The sequence below is a fragment of the Nocardioides koreensis genome (assembly GCF_039531775.1).
Lineage (GTDB): Bacteria > Actinomycetota > Actinomycetes > Propionibacteriales > Nocardioidaceae > Nocardioides > Nocardioides koreensis.
Window position 1 is genome coordinate 139116 of the sequence record NZ_BAAAQR010000010.1, and the last position, 16194, is coordinate 155309.

17 protein-coding genes are annotated in these 16194 nt (G+C 71.9%); 7 read left to right on the plus strand and 10 right to left on the minus strand.

Going from position 1 to position 16194, the window contains the following annotated elements:
- Positions 1-126: 126 nt before the first annotated feature.
- Positions 127-423, plus strand: coding sequence for a GIY-YIG nuclease family protein (locus ABD268_RS16080; protein WP_344154386.1), 297 nt, complete (start codon positions 127-129; stop codon positions 421-423).
- Between the two features lie 96 nt (positions 424-519).
- Here ABD268_RS16080 and ABD268_RS16085 read toward each other — a convergent pair whose 3' ends face one another.
- Positions 520-792 carry a TFIIB-type zinc ribbon-containing protein gene (locus tag ABD268_RS16085; RefSeq protein WP_344154389.1) on the minus strand — a complete coding sequence of 91 codons (273 nt, stop codon included), beginning with the start codon at positions 790-792 and terminating at the stop codon, positions 520-522.
- A gap of 93 nt (positions 793-885) precedes the next feature.
- Between ABD268_RS16085 and ABD268_RS16090 the strand changes: the two genes are divergently transcribed.
- The 3 genes from ABD268_RS16090 (at position 886) to ABD268_RS16100 (ending at position 3653) form a co-directional block, all read left to right on the plus strand.
- Positions 886-1698, plus strand: coding sequence for a glycerophosphodiester phosphodiesterase family protein (locus tag ABD268_RS16090; protein ID WP_344154392.1), 813 nt, complete (start codon positions 886-888; stop codon positions 1696-1698).
- A complete protein-coding gene (locus tag ABD268_RS16095; protein ID WP_344154394.1) occupies positions 1695-3083 on the plus strand; it encodes an MFS transporter in 1389 nt (462 codons plus the stop codon). Before ABD268_RS16090 ends, ABD268_RS16095 begins: the two co-directional genes overlap by 4 nt.
- 183 nt (positions 3084-3266) lie before the next feature.
- Positions 3267-3653 (plus strand): RNA polymerase-binding protein RbpA, encoded by a 387-nt coding sequence (locus ABD268_RS16100; protein WP_344154397.1) that lies wholly within the window; start codon positions 3267-3269, stop codon positions 3651-3653.
- 24 nt (positions 3654-3677) lie between these two features.
- On the opposite strand, the gene ABD268_RS16105 is transcribed toward ABD268_RS16100, so the two are convergent.
- The 8 genes from ABD268_RS16105 to kdd form a co-directional block, all read right to left on the minus strand.
- Positions 3678-4133, minus strand: coding sequence for an FxsA family protein (locus ABD268_RS16105; protein ID WP_344154401.1), 456 nt, complete (start codon positions 4131-4133; stop codon positions 3678-3680).
- Entirely contained in the window at positions 4130-4906 is a 777-nt protein-coding gene (locus tag ABD268_RS16110; protein ID WP_425573739.1) for a polyprenol monophosphomannose synthase, read from the minus strand. The genes ABD268_RS16105 and ABD268_RS16110 overlap by 4 nt, the downstream gene beginning before the upstream one ends.
- Positions 4903-6441: an apolipoprotein N-acyltransferase gene (lnt, locus tag ABD268_RS16115; protein WP_344154407.1), complete on the minus strand. Its 1539-nt coding sequence runs from the start codon at positions 6439-6441 to the stop codon at positions 4903-4905. The genes ABD268_RS16110 and lnt overlap by 4 nt, the downstream gene beginning before the upstream one ends.
- 391 nt (positions 6442-6832) lie before the next feature.
- A complete protein-coding gene (gene kal, locus ABD268_RS16120; protein WP_344154410.1) occupies positions 6833-7222 on the minus strand; it encodes a 3-aminobutyryl-CoA ammonia lyase in 390 nt (129 codons plus the stop codon).
- Entirely contained in the window at positions 7222-8019 is a 798-nt protein-coding gene (gene kamE, locus ABD268_RS16125) for a lysine 5,6-aminomutase subunit beta (protein WP_344154413.1), read from the minus strand. Before kamE ends, kal begins: the two co-directional genes overlap by 1 nt.
- Positions 8019-9608 carry a lysine 5,6-aminomutase subunit alpha gene (gene kamD, locus ABD268_RS16130; protein WP_344154416.1) on the minus strand — a complete coding sequence of 530 codons (1590 nt, stop codon included), beginning with the start codon at positions 9606-9608 and terminating at the stop codon, positions 8019-8021. The genes kamE and kamD overlap by 1 nt, the downstream gene beginning before the upstream one ends.
- Positions 9605-11152, minus strand: a complete 1548-nt coding sequence (locus ABD268_RS16135) for an amidohydrolase (protein ID WP_344154419.1) — start codon at positions 11150-11152, stop codon at positions 9605-9607. The genes kamD and ABD268_RS16135 overlap by 4 nt, the downstream gene beginning before the upstream one ends.
- On the minus strand, positions 11149-12213 hold the full coding sequence (gene kdd, locus ABD268_RS16140; RefSeq protein ID WP_344154422.1) for an L-erythro-3,5-diaminohexanoate dehydrogenase: 1065 nt from the start codon (positions 12211-12213) through the stop codon (positions 11149-11151). Before kdd ends, ABD268_RS16135 begins: the two co-directional genes overlap by 4 nt.
- Before the next feature lie 169 nt (positions 12214-12382).
- On the opposite strand from kdd, the gene ABD268_RS16145 reads away from it, so the two are divergent.
- A complete protein-coding gene (locus ABD268_RS16145) occupies positions 12383-13837 on the plus strand; it encodes a KamA family radical SAM protein (RefSeq protein ID WP_344154425.1) in 1455 nt (484 codons plus the stop codon).
- A 49-nt stretch (positions 13838-13886) separates the two neighbouring features.
- On the opposite strand, the gene ABD268_RS16150 is transcribed toward ABD268_RS16145, so the two are convergent.
- Positions 13887-14339: an Lrp/AsnC family transcriptional regulator gene (locus ABD268_RS16150; RefSeq protein ID WP_425573740.1), complete on the minus strand. Its 453-nt coding sequence runs from the start codon at positions 14337-14339 to the stop codon at positions 13887-13889.
- Between the two features lie 68 nt (positions 14340-14407).
- On the opposite strand from ABD268_RS16150, the gene ABD268_RS16155 reads away from it, so the two are divergent.
- Together ABD268_RS16155 and ABD268_RS16160 are read left to right on the plus strand one after the other, a co-directional pair.
- Entirely contained in the window at positions 14408-15313 is a 906-nt protein-coding gene (locus ABD268_RS16155; protein ID WP_425573744.1) for a 5'-3' exonuclease, read from the plus strand.
- Positions 15314-15366: 53 nt separating this feature from the next.
- Positions 15367-16026 carry an SDR family oxidoreductase gene (locus tag ABD268_RS16160; protein ID WP_344154431.1) on the plus strand — a complete coding sequence of 220 codons (660 nt, stop codon included), beginning with the start codon at positions 15367-15369 and terminating at the stop codon, positions 16024-16026.
- Positions 16027-16194: the final 168 nt, after the last annotated feature.

Below are 16194 nucleotides of genomic sequence, written 5' to 3' on the forward strand. Positions count from 1 at the left end.
GTCGGTGGTCGAGCTTGTCGAGACCACGGGTTGGTCGGTGGTCGAGCTTGTCGAGACCACGGGGGTTGTCCACAGGTCGGCCCAGGGCCGGTTGTCGAGGGGCTCGCCGTAGATCACGCTGCAGGCATGGCCTTCACCTACATCCTCGAGTGTGCTGACGGCACGCTCTATGTGGGCAGCACCCGGAGCCTCGAGCTTCGGGTGGCACAGCATGTCGCTGGGCAGGGATCGGCGTACACGCGATGCCGTCTTCCCGTCCGCCTTGTCTGGAGTCATCAATTCGAGAACATCGGCGAGGCCTTCTGGTTCGAGAAGAAAGTCCAGAACTGGAGCCGCGCCAAGTGCAGGGCCCTGATCGAAGGCCGTTATGAGGACCTGCCTGCACTGGCACGCGGACGGACCGGCCGGCCCGCATCGGGGTGAGTGGTCTCGACAGGCTCGACCACCGGGGCGTGAGCTCGACCACCGGGGTGTGGTCTCGACAAGCTCGACCACCGAGTTCGACCAGCGAGGGACGTGTCAGCCGAAGAGGGTCTCCACCCACGCGCGCGCAGGCGTGCGGGAGGCCGGCGGCGCGGTCATGTCGGCGGTGATGCGCGGCAGCGGTGCGGTGTGCTGGCTGGCGTTGCGGTGCCAGTCGGTCTCCGCCTCGATCAGGCTGCCGAGGTCGGCGCGGGCCAGGAACACGCCGTGGCCCTCGGGGCACTGGCTGACCTCGCCGTCGCCGGCGGAGCCGCCCAGGGTCCGCGTGACCATCTCGGTGCCGCATCGCGGGCAGTTCAGGGTCTCCATGGTCGCGACGGTACCCCTCTCCCCCGGTGACCGGCGGGGACCCGCGCCGAGGTCGGCGAAGGTCGTGGGCCGGGAGCCGCAATACTTCAGCAGGTGAGCTCTCCCCCGACCGGCTACCCCTACCTCGACGAGGCGCTGCGCCGCCCCGACGGGGTGCTGGCCTTCGCCCACCGCGGCGGCGCCTACCACCCCGACATCGAGGGGCTGGAGAACACGATGGCCGCCTTCCAGCACGCGGTCGACCTCGGGTTCGAGTACCTCGAGACCGACGTGCACGTGACGCAGGACGGGGTGCTGCTGGCCTTCCACGACCAGGTGCTCGACCGGGTCAGCGACCGTCGGGGCGCGATCGTCGAGCTGACCCACGCCGAGGTGGCCGAGGCGCTCATCGGAGGGCAGGAGCGGGTGCCGACGATGCGCGAGCTGCTCGACGCCTTCCCGCGGTCCCGCTTCAACATCGACCTGAAGTCCGACGGCGCCGTGGCGCCGCTGGCCGAGCTGGTCGCCGCACGTGGCCTCTGGGACCGGGTCCTCGTCGGGAGCTTCTCGCCGCGCCGGCTGAACGCCTTCCGCACCCTGACCCGGGGCCGGGTCCCCACGTCCGCGCACCCGCTGGAGGTGCTCGCGTTCCGCGTGCTGCCGAGCGGGCCCCTGGCCGACCGGCTCACCCGGCGCCGGGTCGCGGCGCTGCAGGTCCCCCACCGGCGCGGGCGGTGGACGGTGGTCACGCCCGGGCTGGTACGACGCGCGCACGCCGCCGGCAAGCCGGTGCACGTGTGGACCATCGACGATCCCGATGAGATGCACGAGCTCCTCGACCGTGGTGTCGACGGCCTGTTCACCGATCGCACCGACATACTCAGGGACGTGCTGACCGAGCGTGGCCAGTGGAGGGAGGAGCCGTGACGGCACCGTCGGGCTTCGCCGACCTGACCCCGCTCGCGCGGGCCCGGGAGCAGAAGGCGTGGTACTGGTACGACTGGGCCAACAGCGCCTACGTGACCACCATCGCCACGGTGCTGTTCGCGCCGTACCTCACCTCGGTGGCCGAGCAGGCGGCCTGCGGCTTCGTCACCGACGAGGACAAGGGTCTCAAGTGCGAGGCGAACCTCCACGTCCTCGGGCTGGCCGTCTCCCCCGGCTCGCTGGTCTTCTACGTGATCACGCTGGCGACGATCGTGTCTGCGCTGCTGCTCCCGGTGGTGGGTGCGGCCGCCGACCGCTCGGCGCGCAAGAAGGCCATCATGGCCGGGTTCGCCTGGGCCGGGAGCATCGCCGCGGGACTGATGTTCTTCGTCACCGGCTCCGACTGGCAGCTCGGTGTGGTGCTGCTGCTCGTCGCCAACATCTGCCTCGGCTCCTCGCTGGTGGTGTACGACGCGATCCTGTGCGAGATCGCGCTCCCCGACGAGCGGGACCGGGTCTCCTCGCGGGGCTGGGCGCTGGGCTACCTCGGCGGCGGGCTGCTGCTCGCGGTCAACCTGGCGGTGGTGACGCTGCACGACTCGCTGGGCATCGACACGGGCCTGGCCGTGCGGCTCAGCATGCTCTCCGCGGCCGTGTGGTGGGCGGCGTTCACGGTCATCCCCTACCGCGGCATCCGCAACCGGCAGCCGACCGCGGTCGAGCGGGAGCCCGGAGGACTGGTCCGCCAGAGCTTCGGCCAGCTCGCCGCCACGCTCCGGGACATGCGCAACTACCCGATGACGCTGACCTTCCTGCTCGCCTACCTGTTCTACAACGACGGCATCCAGACCGTGATCGCGTCCGCCTCGGTCTACGGCGACAAGCAGCTCGGCTTCGACACCTCGGTGCTGATCGCCACGATTCTGCTGGTCCAGTTCGTGGCGTTCTTCGGGGCACTGCTGTTCGGCAGGCTGGCCGCCTCCCGTGGCAGTCGCCGGGTGATCCTGGGCGGGCTGGTGATGTGGATGCTGGTGGTCACGGTCGGCTACTTCATCCCCGAGAAGAACCTGCCCCTCTTCCTCGCCCTCGCCGTGGGGATCGGCCTCGTGCTGGGCGGCACCCAGGCGCTGTCCCGGTCGTTCTTCAGCCAGCTGATCCCGCGCGGCCGGGAGGCGGAGTACTTCTCGCTCTACCAGGCGTGCGAGCGCGGGACGAGCTGGTTGGGGACCCTGGTCTTCGGCCTGGTGCACCAGTGGACGGACTCCTACCGTCCGGCGATCTTCGCGCTGGTCGTGTTCTTCGTCGTGGGTGGCCTGCTGCTCCATCGGGTCGACCCTCGTCGCGGCATCGCCGAGGCCGGCAACGAGGTGCCGCGCGTGGTCTGAGTGACGGGTGGGACGGTGTGAGTGCGGCCATACCGCGCGATTGTCGGAATCATCTCACTCCCACTACCGTTGAACGGATTGAGGCACCACACCTCGGGTACGTGTCCGTAGGGCGTCACGGCTCGGGCTGAGGACCGTCTCAGTCATGTCAACGGGGGTTACAAGGATTTGGGAGGTGGCTCAATGGCAGAGCGCACACTTCGTGGGGCGCGTCTGGGGGGCCAGAGCTTCGAGGACGAGCGCGGCATCGAGTTCGCGGCTCGTCAGCAGGTTGGCTACCGCTGTCCGCAAGCACACGAGTTCGAGATCACGATGTCGGTCGAGGCCGAGATCCCGGCAGTCTGGGAGTGCCCGCGCTGCGGCGCCGAGGCGCTGAGCGTCGCCGGCATCCAGCCGGAGGCCAAGAACGAGAAGCCGGCGCGCACGCACTGGGACATGCTCCTGGAGCGGCGTTCCGAGAAGGAGCTTGAGGACATCCTCAAGGAGCGCCTCGAGCTGCTGCGCGGCGGCGAGATCGGCCCCGCGCACCTGCACCGGGCCAACGCCAAGAAGCGCAAGGCGTCCGCCTAGAACGTCCGGGCGGGTGACGCCCGGTCACTCGTCGACGACTTCGCCCCGGACCACGGATCCCCCGGATCCAGGTCCGGGGCGTCGTGCGTTCGGGGCCAGGAGCCGGTGGGTGACGATCCGGGTCAGCAGCCGTCGTGCGGCCGGCCGGGTGAACGGCAGGATGAGCAGGATCCCGAAGACGTCGGTCACGAAGCCCGGGCTGAGCATCAGGGTCCCGCCGACGAGGATGAGCGCCGCGTCGGCCAGCTCCCGGGCCGGCATCCGGCCGCTCTCGAGCGCGGTGCGGAGGCCCTGCCAGGCGCGGCCGCCCTCGCGCTTGATCAGCCAGCTGCCGAAGATGCTGTCGAGGACCAGCAGCAGGATCGTCCACCACGGGCCGATGACCTGCCCCACCTGGATGAGGACGTAGATCTCGGCGATGGGCACGATCACGAAGGCGACGAACAGCACCCAGGTGAGGGTGCTGCGCCGCCGGGTCACGGTCGCCTCCGCCGCAGCGCCCGGCGCGCCTGCGCCGTACGCTCGCTCAGCCCCCACACCGTGATCCGCTTCAGCGACTCGGCGGCCACGGCGCCGCTCATCTTCGAGTCGCCCCGGACCCGCTCCACGAACTCGATGGGCACCTCGCGGACCGTGAGGCCGGCGGCGAGCGTCCGGGCCACCAGGTCGGTCTGGAATACGTACCCGGTCGACCGCACCGAGGCGAGGTCGATCTTCTCCAGCGTCGTGCGGCGGAACAGCCGGAACCCGGCCGTGGCGTCGCGGACGCTGATGCCGAGCAGGAGCCGCACGTAGAGGTTGCCGCCCCGCGAGAGCAGCTCCCGCGAGGCCGGCCAGTTGACCACCGAGCCGCCGGGGACCCAGCGCGAGCCGATGACCAGGTCGGCGTGGAGCAGCGCCTCGAGCAGCCGGACCAGCTGCTCGGGCTGGTGGGAGCCGTCGGCGTCCATCTCGCCGATCACGTCGTAGCCGGCGTCCAGCGCGTGCGCGAAGCCGTGCAGGTACGCCGCGCCGAGACCGCCCTTGGCGGTGCGGTGCAGCACGTCGACCTGGGGGTCGGCGGCCGCCAGCTCGTCGGCGATCCGGCCGGTGCCGTCCGGCGAGTCGTCGTCGACCACCAGCACGTCGATCCCCGGCTGCGCACGCCGGAGCCGGTCCACGATCCAGGCCAGGTTCGACGCCTCGTCGTAGGTCGGGATGACCACGACGACGCGTCCGAGACCCTCGATGCTCACGGGCTTTGCCTCATTCATTCCGGGGACATGGCACGCAGCGGACGCCGCGGCGCCCGCTCGGAGCGGACAGAGTGCCGGTTACGACGATACGGCAGCAGGCCCAGCGCGAGACCCAGAATCGTCACCCCGACGAACACCCGACCCGGCCACGCGCCGAGCCGCACCGCCGGGGTGGTGCCGGTGCCCAGGCCGACGCTGTGCACCAGCACGTCCTGGGTGCGGACACCCGCGCGGTCGGTCACGCTGCCGTCGGGGGCGATGATCCCGGAGATGCCGTTGGTGGCCGCCACCACCACCCAGCGGCCGGTCTCGATGGCGCGGAGCCGGCTGATCGCGAACTGCTGGTCGATCTGGGAGGTGTGGATGAAGGTGGCGTTGCTGGTCTGCACCGTGAGCAGCTGGGCGTCGTTGCCGACCTGGGCGTAGAGGCCGTCGTCGTAGGCGACGTCGAAGCAGATCGCGTCGGCGACGCGGATCCCGGCGATGCGCAGCGGGTCGGTGCGGGTGCCGCTGAGCATGTCCCGCGGGATCAGCGCGAGCCGCCCGAAGTTCTTGCCGTCGAAGAAGCGGCGGAACGGGATGTACTCGCCGTAGGGCACCGGGTGCCACTTGGTGTAGCGGTCGGCGGCGCCGGTTCCCGGGTCCCAGACGATGCCCTGGTTGAGCACGTTGCGCGGCCCGGCGTCGACGATGGCGCCGACCAGGATCGGCACCCCGATGGCGCTGGAGGCGGTGCGGATGCCCGCGTCGGTCTGTGCGTCGGTGAACGGGTCGACGGCCGTGGAGTTCTCCGGCCAGACCACGAAGTCGGGCCGCGGCACCCGGCCGGCGGCCACGTCGGCGGCGAGGTCGACGGTGGCGTCCACGTGGTTCTGGGTGACCTGGCGGAAGTCGAGCAGGATGTCGTCGCCGTTCCCGGGCACGTCACCCTGGACCGCGGCCACGGTCGTCCGGCCGTCCATCTGCGGCTCGTACGGCGCCAGCGCCGGGACCACCGCCACCAGGCAGGTCGCGGCGAGCACGGCCGCCGCGACCCAGCGGTTCCTCCCCCGGACCAGCACCAGCTGGGCCAGCAGGGCGCCGAGCAGCGCGAGCAGGAAGCTGACGCCGGTCGACCCGACGTACGCCAGCGCGTCGGCGACCGGGGTGTCCACGGTGGCGAAGGCCAGCCGCCCCCAGGGCATGCCGCTGAACGGCCAGGAGCTGCGGATCACCTCCATCGACACCCAGGCTGCGGCGAACCACAGCGGCCAGGCGCGCCGACGGGTCAGCACGGCGGTCGCGGAGCCCAGCAGGCCGTAGAACAGCGCCTCGATCCCGGCCAGGGCGATCCACGCGTCGGTGCCGACGGCGCGCATCCAGAAGATCAGCACGAAGTAGAAGCCGACCCCGAACGCGAGCCCCGGGATCCACGCCCGTCCCGCCGGGAGGCCGCGGGTCGTGAGCACGAAGCCGGCGACCGCGACCGGGACGAGGAAGGCGGCAGCGACCGGCTCGAAGGCCAGCGCCAGCACGACGCCCGCCACCAGCGCGAGGGACGTCCGGAGGAGCACGGTGGCAAAGGTACCTGCAGATCTGCGGAGGGGGCCCGGACCCTTCGGACCAACCCGAGACCGACAGGCTGCCGGGGTCGGGCTGTTGTCTAGGGGGTCCGGATCCCCTCCGTGTCCACCCTCGTGGAGCGGACCGTCCTCCGCGAACCAGGTCGGAAGGGTGATTGGCACCCCACCCTCCGACTCGGCCACTCGGACGACGGTCCACCGGCCACGATCTGCACGAGCGGACGGGACACAGTGGATCGTCAGACGGGTGGCTGTCAACCACCCGTTGACCAGCGGAAACACTAGAAGGCGCAGGTCAGCGGCGGGGGCGGAATCCAAGGATTTTGCCAAGTTTTCCGGTGTTGCTCCGGCGTGTCGCGCGCAACGCGCCGACGGGGTGTGGTCATCCCGGGACGACGACGGTGCCGGTCGCGCTCGTGGCCAGGATCGGCTCCTCCAGCAGGTCCGCCGCCCCGGGCCGCGCGTCCGTGGCGGCGCCGCGTGCGACGACGTGGACCGCGAACTCCATCACCCGGGACCGGGTGCCGACCTTGACGAGCGTGGCCGTGATCTCGAGGACGTCGCCGGCCCGGACGGGCGCGCGGAACTGCACGTCGGAGTACGACGCGAACAGGCCCTCGTCGCCGTCGGTGCGGATGCACATCTCCGTGGCCACGTCACCGAACAGGCCGAGGCTGTAGGCCCCGTCGACGAGGTTGCCGGCGTAGTGGGCGTGGGAGTAGGGCACGTAGCGACGGTGCACCACGCGCGCGCCGACGGTTGCTCCGGACATCAGGACGCCTTCCGCTCTGGCTGCTGGTCCGGCCGGGGGGTGAGCCGGTGCACCAGGTAGCTGGCCACCTCGCCGGGCGTCGTACCCCGCCCGAAGACGCGGTCGACGCCGAGCTCGGCGGCCATCGTCTCGTCGAAGCGCGGGCCGCCCACGATCAGCAGCGGTCGCTTGTCCGCCGGGTAGGCCTCGCGGAAGGCGGCCGACATCTCGCGGGTGTTCAGCAGGTGCGCGTCGCGCTGGGTCACCACCTGGGAGACCAGGACCGCGTCGGCCTTCTCGGCGCGGGCCCGCTCGACGAGCTGGGGCACGGACACCTGCGCGCCGAGGTTCACGACCTTGAGCTCGCGGTAGTACTCCAGGCCCTTCTCCCCCGCGAACCCCTTGATGTTGAGGATCGCGTCGATGCCGACGGTGTGCGCGTCGGTGCCGATGCAGGCCCCCACGATCGTCAGCCGTCGCCGCATCGAGCGCTTGACGGCCGCGTTGGCCTCCTTGGGGGTCAGCAGCGGGTAGTCGCGCTCGACCACCTCCACCTTGCCGGTGTCGACGAGGTGGTGGACGCGGCCGTAGACCACGAAGAACGTGAAGTCGGGGCCCATCGGCCTGGCGTGCACCACCAGCGCCGGGTCCATGCCCATCTTGTTGGCCAGCTGGGCCGCGGCCCCCTCGGCGACCTTCTTGTCCGCCCCGAGCGAGCTGAGTGGGAGCGTGAAGCTCAGCTGCACCATGCCGTCGCCGGTGGTGTCGCCGTACGGCCTGACGATGCGGCCCTCGGCGGTCGAGCCTGTCGAGACCATCACTTCTCCTCCAGCATCTCGGTGGCGGGGTTGTAGTAGGCGCCGGACTTCCGCGCGACGCCGTCGAGCCCGCGTCCGCCGTCGGCGGGACGCTTCATCAGGCCGAAGGTGCCGTCGGCGATCGCGGCCAGCAGCGGCGGGTCGCCGGCGGCGTCGGAGTCGGAGACGATCCGGTCCAGCAGGTCGATCGTCTCGGCCAGCACCTGCCGGGCCCGGTTGGCGATGTAGCCGTCGGGGGCGGGCCGGAAGTCCTCGTGCAGGTTGCCGGCCGCGTTCATCACGTAGCGGACGTTCTGCAGTGCCAGGTCCCGGTCGGAGAGCCAGGGCGTGACCACGGCCTCCGTCATCATCCCGACGAGCAGGATCCCCTGCCCGGTCAGCGCACCGGCCAGGTTGAAGAAGCCGTCCAGCAGGTTGCCGCGGAACACGTCGCCGGTCATGTGCCGGGTGGGCGGCATCCACTTGAGCGGCGCATCCGGGAACAGCTCGCGGGCGAGCAGCGCGTGCGCGAGCTCCATGCGGAACGAGTCGGGGATGTCCGGGTCGATCTCGAAGGCGTGGCCCAGTCCGAGCTGCCCGTCCTCGAGACCGGCCTCCTTGCCGAAGTACTCGTTGAGCAGCTGGCTGGTGGTGACCGTGTGCGCGGCCTCGACGGCGTCGGCGGTGGTGAGGTAGTTGTCCTCACCGGTGTTGATGATGATCCCCGCCCGGGCGTGGACCTGGCGACTGAAACGCTGGTCGACGAAGGTGCGGACCGGGTTGATGTCGCGGAAGAGGATGCCGTACATCGAGTCGTTGAGCATCATGTCGAGGCGCTCCATGCCGGCCAGCGCCGCGATCTCCGGCATGCACAGCCCGGAGGCGTAGTTGGTCAGCCGCACGTAGCGGCCGAGCTCCTTGCTCGACTCGTCCAGCGCCGCCCGCATCAGGCGGAAGTTCTCCTGGGTGGCGTAGGTGCCGGCGAAGCCCTCACGGGTCGCGCCCTCGGGCACGTAGTCGAGGAGGCTCTGCCCGGTCGAGCGGATCACCGCGATGATGTCGGCGCCCTCGCGGGCGGCCTGCTGGGCCTGCGGGATGTCCTCGTAGATGTCGCCGGTCGCGACGATGAGGTAGATCCACGGCTTGCGGGGCGCGTCGCCCCACTTCCGGATCAGCCGGTCCCGTTCCTTGCGGCGCGCGTCGATCCGCCGGATGCCGACGCCGACCTGCTTGCGGCTGGCCGTGGTCGCGCGGGTGGCGTCCCGGCCCTCCGGGAGCCGGAAGGTCACCGAGCCCGCGGAGGCCTTCTGCGCGAGCGTCGCCAGGTCGTCCGCCTCGCCGCGCAGCAACGCGTCCCACACCGGCAGCGCGACGCCGTGCTCGAGGCCGACGTCGGCGCGGACGACGTCGAGGAGCCGGTTGACCCAGGGGGTCCCCTCGGGGTCGGCTCCCTCGAGCCCGGCCAGGCGCAGCGTGGCGCGCTCGACGGCGACGGTGGTGTGCTTCTTGGCCATCGTCACGATCGGCCGCCCCGCCTTGCGGGCCAGCGACCGGGCCTGCTTGACGGTGGTGGGGTCGAGATCGAGCTTGCCCTGCTTGTTGCGACTCATGCGGCGTCCTCGTCGAGGTGGATGGTCCGGCCCGCGGAGACCGTGCGCCGCAGCCGTGGCAGCTCGGTCCCGGGGTCCAGGTGGGGAAGGTGGTCGTCGCCCAGGCCGCCGGGGACGTCCCAGACCGCCAGGTCGGCGCGTGCGCCGAGGTGCAGCGAGCCGCCCTCGTCGTCGTGGGCGGCGAACGCGCCGCCCCGGGTGTGGGCGCGGAAGGCGAGGCCGACGGGCAGGCGCTGCTGGTCGTGGCGGTGGTACGCCGCCGCCTGCACCGCCGCCCACGGGCCCAGCGGCGTGACCGGCGAGTCGGAGCCGAAGGCCAGCCGGACCGACGCCGACTCCAGGGTCAGGAACGGGTTGGTGGCCCGCCAGCGCTCGCCCAGCCGCGCGGCGTACATGCCGTCCGGTCCGCCCCACAGGCCGTCGAACATCGGCTGGACGCTCGCGACGACCCCGAGGCGCGACATCGCCTGCACCATCGCGGGGGCGGGCATCTCGACGTGCTCCAGCCGGTGGCGGGCGCGGGCGATCCGCTCGGTGCCGAGCAGCCGCTCCGCGGCCTCGAAGCCCTCCCGGATCGCCTCGAGGGCGGCGTCGCCGATGCAGTGGAAGCCGGCCTGGATCCCCGCCTCGGTGCAGGCGACCACGTGGTCGCGGACCTGCTCGGCGTCCACGTAGGCGTGCCCGCAGCTTTCCGGGCGGTCGGCGTACGGCGCGGACAGTGCGGCGGTGCGGGAGCCGAAGGCGCCGTCGGCGATCAGGTCCCCGGCCAGGCCGGCGACCCCGAGCCGCTTGGCGGTGTCGACGGCGAGCAGCTCTCCCCAGTAGACGGTGGCGCGCAGGCCCACCTCCGCCGCGGCCCGGCGGACCATCTCGATCTCGTGCTCGGGCCCGATGTGCGGCGCGGCGTTCTCGTGGAAGCCAACGATGCCCCGGGCGGCCATCCGTCGGCACGCGGCGCGGGCGGCGTCGAGGCGCTCCTCCGGTCCGATCAGGCTCTCCAGCGTCGCCCGGACCGCGTGGTGGGCGTCCCGCTCGACCCGACCGTCGGGGGTCCAGCCGTCGAGCTGGTCCAGGCCCGGGACCAGCGTCGCCAGCGCCGGGGAGACCACCGAGGAGTGGCCGTCGACGCGGGTGAGGTAGGTCCGTCGCCCCGGGGCGGCCCGCTCGAGCTCGTCGCCGGTGGGCGGCCGTCGCTCGGGCCAGTCGGTCTCGTCCCAGCCCTGGCCGACCAGCACGCCGGCGTCGTCGTTCCCGACGGCGTGGGTGGCGAGCGCGTCCAGCGTGCCGGTCAGGCTGCTCGTCCCCGCCAGGTCGAGGCCGGTCAGCGCGAAGCCGGTGCGGACGGTGTGCACGTGCGAGTCCACGAACGCCGGGGTGACCAGGGCGCCGGCGAGGTCGACGACCTCGTCGGCGCCCTCGTAGGCGTTCGCCGCGGCGTCGTCACCGGTGAACACGATCCGGCCGTCCTCGACAGCCAGGGCCGTGGCGCGGCGGCCCGGCCGGCCGTCGTGGACGATCCCGTTGCGCAGCAGCAGGCGGGTCACGCCGGCGCCTCGTGCGCCAGGCGCGCCTCGAAGAGCCGGCGCACCCCGGCGTTGTCGCGGAGCAGCTCCAGCGCGTGCGCCGCGTGGCCGGGCGTGTAGCCGGTGCCGACGAGCATGGTGACGTCGGCGGCCAGGCCCTCGGCGCCGAGCGCGGCGGCCGAGAACGAGGTGGCCATCGAGAAGAAGATGACGGTGCCGCGGTCGGCGGTGGCGAGGATCGCGCCGCCCTCGCAGCCAGGGACGTCGACGCACACGACCGTGACGTCGGCGGGGCCGCCGGCGGCCGTGACCGCGTCGCGGAGGCCGATCGGGTTGCGGGCGTCGGCGATGACGACCTCGTCGGCGAGGCCGGCCTCGCGCAGCCGCGCGGCCTCGCGCTCGTGCGGCACGACGCCGATGGTCCGGCCCGCGCCGGCGCGACGGGCGGCGGCCAGGCTGAGGGAGCCCGACTTCCCTCCCCCGCCGATCACCGCGACCGTGGGCGCGTCGTACCCCTCGACCACGCGGGCGGTGAGCGCGGGCGCGCCGCAGACGTCCATCACCGAGAGGGACAGGTCGGCCGGCAGGTCGTCGGGGAGGACCGCGGCGATCGAGCGGCCGAACAGCACGGCGTACCCCTCGCAGGGCACCTGCTCGCCGCGACCGTCCCAGTCGCGGAGGCCGTCCTCGATGACCAGCGGGGTCAGCGTCAGGGAGACGAGCGTGGCCACGCGGTCGCCGGGCCGCAGCCCGAGCGGCGAGTCGGGGCCGACCTCCTCGACGGTGCCGACGAGCATGCCGCCCGAGCCCGTCTCCGGGTTCTGCATCTTCCCCCGGGTGGCGACGATGTCGAGGACCTCGGCCCGGATGGCGCCGTGGTCGACGGAGCCGTCGCCGGCGGTGTGCTTGCGCTCGAGTTGGCGGTAGGACGCGGCGTCGAGGTTGAGCTTCTCCACCCGGATCCGGACCTCGTCGGGCCAGAGCTCGTGGCGGGTGTCGAGCCGCCGTGCCGCCTGAGGCAGCACCACGGTCTCGTCCAGGACCCGGTGCAGGCCGGTGGGATCGCTGTTTCGGGCCGTCATGACCGTGAGTCCTCCGTCTTCAAGGGCCGCTGGCAGGAAGTCTTGCGGCGCGCTATTGGACGTGCCGCACATTCTCCTCGTACTCTGGCAGAGGAGGCGTGGCTCACACAAACACGCCCGCAACTGACACGCCGCACCACACGACGTACCCCCTCATCGGAGGAGCCTCATGAGCATCGAGACCAGCATCGGCCTGGAGACCGGCCAGCCCTACCCCTACCAGCGGGTCGAGCTCGTCGAGCCCGACTGGACCCGGTTCCCGGGGTGGAAGGACGTCACCGCTGAGGAGTGGGAGTCGGTGCAGTGGCAGCGCGCCCACTGCGTCAAGAACGTGCGCCAGCTGCGGGAGCTGCTCGGCGACCTCCTCGACGAGAGGTTCTACGCCGACCTCGAGCGCGACCAGGCCGAGCGGGCCACGATGTCGATGCTGGTGCCGCCGCAGATGATGAACACGATGGTGCCGCACGAGGTGCCGGCCGGGCCCGGGTCGCTGACCGAGGCGTTCTACGCCGACCCGATCCGGCACTACATGATCCCGGTGTTCTCGGACCGGCGCACGGACTGGTCCTCGCACCCGCACGCCACCCGCGACTCCCTGCACGAGCACGACATGTGGGTGGCCGAGGGCCTCACCCACCGCTACCCCACCAAGGTGCTGGCCGAGCTGCTGCCGACCTGTCCGCAGTACTGCGGCCACTGCACCCGCATGGACCTCGTGGGCAACTCCACGCCGGTGATCGACAAGCTGAAGTTCGCCGGCAAGCCCAACGACCGGCTCGGCGAGATGATGGACTACCTGCGGCGTACGCCGTCCGTGCGCGACGTGGTGGTCTCCGGCGGCGACGTCGCGAACATGCCGTGGCCGCGGCTCGAGGACTTCCTGACCAACCTGCTCGAGATCGAGAACATCCGCGACATCCGGCTCGCCACCAAGGCCCTGATCGGCCTGCCCCAGCACTGGCTGCAGGACGACGTGGTGCGCGGCATGGAGCGGGTGGCCACGGTGGCCCGCGCGCGGGGCGTGTCGATCGCGATCCACACCCACACCAACCACGCCAACTCGGTGACACCGCTCGTGGCGAGGGCGACCCGGACGATGCTGGACACCGGCATCCGCGACGTGCGCAACCAGGGCGTGCTGCTCAACGGCGTGAACGCCGACCCGGACGCGTTGCTCGACCTGTGCTTCCGGCTGCTCGATGGCGCGCAGATCATGCCGTACTACTTCTACATGTGCGACATGATCCCGTTCTCGGAGCACTGGCGGGTCTCGGTGGCCGACGCGCAGCGGCTGCAGCACCACATCATGGGCTACCTGCCCGGCTTCGCCACCCCGCGGATCGTCTGCGACGTGCCGTTCGTCGGCAAGCGCTGGGTGCACCAGCTGGCCGACTACGACACCGAGCGCGGCATCTCCTACTGGACCAAGAACTACCGCACCTCCATCGAGGCCGCCGACTCCGAGGCCCTGAACCGGACCTTCGAGTACTACGACCCGATCCACACCCTCCCCGAGTCCGGCCAGCAGTGGTGGGCCCAGCACGCCGACCTCGACGCCTCCGCACTCAAGGCGGCCGAGGTCGCCGAGGCCTCGCGGCGTACCGCCGCGCTGCAGGCGTACTGAGGTAGTGGGCGGCACTTTCACCGGGCGGGTCCGGTGAAAGTGGCGGGCCCTACACCACCGAGCGGTTCTCGTACGGCGTGGAGAGCACGATGGTGGTACGGGTGGCGACGTTGGCGGCGGAGCGGATCCGGGCGAGCAGGTCCTCGAGGTCGGCGGGGGTGGGGACCCGGATCTTGAGGATGTAGGACTCCTCCCCCGCGACCGACCAGCAGGACTCGATCTCGCGGATGCCCTGGAGCCGCTCCGGGGAGTCGTCGGGCTGGGAGGGGTCGATCGGGCGGATCGAGATGAACGCCGCGAGCGGCAGGCCGAGCTGCTCGTGGTCGATCGTGGCGCCGTACCCGCGGATCATCCCGCGCGACTCGAGCCGCTTGACGCGCTGGTGCACGGCCGAGGTCGACAGGCCGGTGGCCTTGCCGAGGTCGGTGAAGGACATCCGCCCGTCGGCTGCCAGCAGCTCGAGGATCCTGCGGTCGGTGCTCTCCACCTCGGACTGGGTCACGCGCCACAGCGTAGCGGCAGCGACGTGACAGGATGCCGCTCGTGACGAGGGATGAACAGGGCCGCCTGATGCTGCTCGACACGGCATCGATGTACTTCCGCGCCTTCTACGGCGTGCCGGAGATCAAGGGGCCGGACGGTACGCCGGTCAACGCCGTGCGCGGGCTCCTCGACTTCATCGCCCGCCTGGTGGCCGACTACCGGCCCACGCACCTCGTCTGCTGCTGGGACAACGACTGGCGGCCGCAGTGGCGCGTCGACCTGCTCCCGTCGTACAAGGCGCACCGCGTCGAGCAGGAGGTCGAGTCGGCCCCCGACATCGAGGAGGTCCCCGATCCCCTCGAGGCGCAGATCCCGATCATGCTCGAGGTGCTGGAGGCGTTCGGGATCTGCGTGCTCGGCGCCGACGGCTACGAGGCCGACGACGTGATCGGCACCCTCGCCACCGGGGCCGGCCGGCCGGTCGACATCGTCACCGGCGATCGCGACCTCTTCCAGCTCGTCGACGACGAGGCGGACGTGCGGGTCCTCTACATCGCCCGCGGCGTCGGCAGGCACGAGCGCGTCACCAACGACTGGGTCCGCGCCAAGTACGACATCGACGCCCGCCAGTACGCCGACTTCGCGACCTTGCGCGGCGACGCCTCCGACGGACTCCCCGGTGTGGCCGGTGTCGGCGAGAAGACCGCCGCCACCCTTCTGAACCGGTTCGGCGACATGGACGGCATCGTCGCCGCCGCCCTCGACCCGGACTCCGACATGGGCCCCGGCCCGCGCGGCAAGCTCAAGCAGGCCGCCGACTACCTCGAGGTCGCCCCGACCGTGGTGGCCGTGGCCCGCGACCTCGATCTCGGGGCCGCCGACACCCGGCTCCCGGGCACGCCGCGGGACCCCGACGCGGTGCTGGACCTCGCCCAGCGGTTCGGCCTGGAGAGCCCCGTCCAGCGCCTGGTCGAGGCCCTCAGCCGCGCCTGAGCCGCCCGGCTCGACCCGGCAGCGGCGCCCACCGGCCTCGTACCGTGGGGCGCATGAGTCGAATCGCGATCGTCGGCGGCCACGGCCAGGTGGCCCTCCATCTCCATCCTGAGCTGGTCCGGGCCGGGCACCAGCCCGGGGCCCTGGTCCGGCGCGAGGAGTACCGCGACGAGCTGGAGGGGCTGGGCGCCGAGGTCCGGATCCTCGACCTCGAGGGGCAGGACGCGGACGCCTTTGCGGCGGCGTTCGACGGATGCGACGCGGTCGTCTTCGCCGCGGGTGGCGGCCCGGACGGCAACATCGAGCGCAAGCGCACCGTGGACCTCGAGGGCAGCCTGAAGTCGATCGAGGGCGCGCGGAAGGCCGGGATCTCCCGGTTCGTGCAGGTCTCGGCGATCGGCGTGGACGACGCGCTGCCCGCGGACACCGGCGACGTGTGGCGCGCGTACGTCGAGGCGAAGCGCGACGCCGACGCCGCCCTGCGGGACAGTGACCTCGCGTGGACGATCCTCCGGCCGGGCCGCCTCACCGACGACCCGGGCACCGGCCGGGTGGCGCTGGGAGACGACGTCGCGCGCGGCGACGTACCCCGTGCGGACGTGGCGGCGACGGTGGCGGCGGTCCTCGACGACGAGGCCTCGGTCGGCGGCCAGTGGAACCTGGTCGGCGGCGACGTCCCGGTCGCCGACGCCGTGCGCGGAGCCGGCCGGTAACGACCGCAAATGGCGGCCGGTGGCCGCCTACGGGGGTGAGGCGGCCACCGGCCTGACCGGAAACCGATGACAGGGGATCACCGGTTTCCTGGACGGCCCCAGCGTAGGAGCGGCGATGCCGCCGGACCAGACGGTTGAGCGAGTCCTGAGGGTTTCTTGCGGGAACGC

Coding starts and splice junctions, on each gene's coding strand:
- ABD268_RS16160 (WP_344154431.1), top strand. CDS start 15,367: ATGAGTCGAATCGCGATCGTCGGCGGCCACGGCCAGGTGGCCCTCCAT.
- ABD268_RS16145 (WP_344154425.1), top strand. CDS start 12,383: ATGAGCATCGAGACCAGCATCGGCCTGGAGACCGGCCAGCCCTACCCC.
- ABD268_RS16100 (WP_344154397.1), top strand. CDS start 3,267: ATGGCAGAGCGCACACTTCGTGGGGCGCGTCTGGGGGGCCAGAGCTTC.
- kal (WP_344154410.1), bottom strand. CDS start 7,222: ATGTCCGGAGCAACCGTCGGCGCGCGCGTGGTGCACCGTCGCTACGTG.
- kamD (WP_344154416.1), bottom strand. CDS start 9,608: ATGAGTCGCAACAAGCAGGGCAAGCTCGATCTCGACCCCACCACCGTC.
- kamE (WP_344154413.1), bottom strand. CDS start 8,019: ATGGTCTCGACAGGCTCGACCGCCGAGGGCCGCATCGTCAGGCCGTAC.
- ABD268_RS16080 (WP_344154386.1), top strand. CDS start 127: ATGGCCTTCACCTACATCCTCGAGTGTGCTGACGGCACGCTCTATGTG.
- ABD268_RS16155 (WP_425573744.1), top strand. CDS start 14,408: ATGCTGCTCGACACGGCATCGATGTACTTCCGCGCCTTCTACGGCGTG.
- ABD268_RS16085 (WP_344154389.1), bottom strand. CDS start 792: ATGGAGACCCTGAACTGCCCGCGATGCGGCACCGAGATGGTCACGCGG.
- ABD268_RS16110 (WP_425573739.1), bottom strand. CDS start 4,906: ATGAATGAGGCAAAGCCCGTGAGCATCGAGGGTCTCGGACGCGTCGTC.
- kdd (WP_344154422.1), bottom strand. CDS start 12,213: ATGACGGCCCGAAACAGCGATCCCACCGGCCTGCACCGGGTCCTGGAC.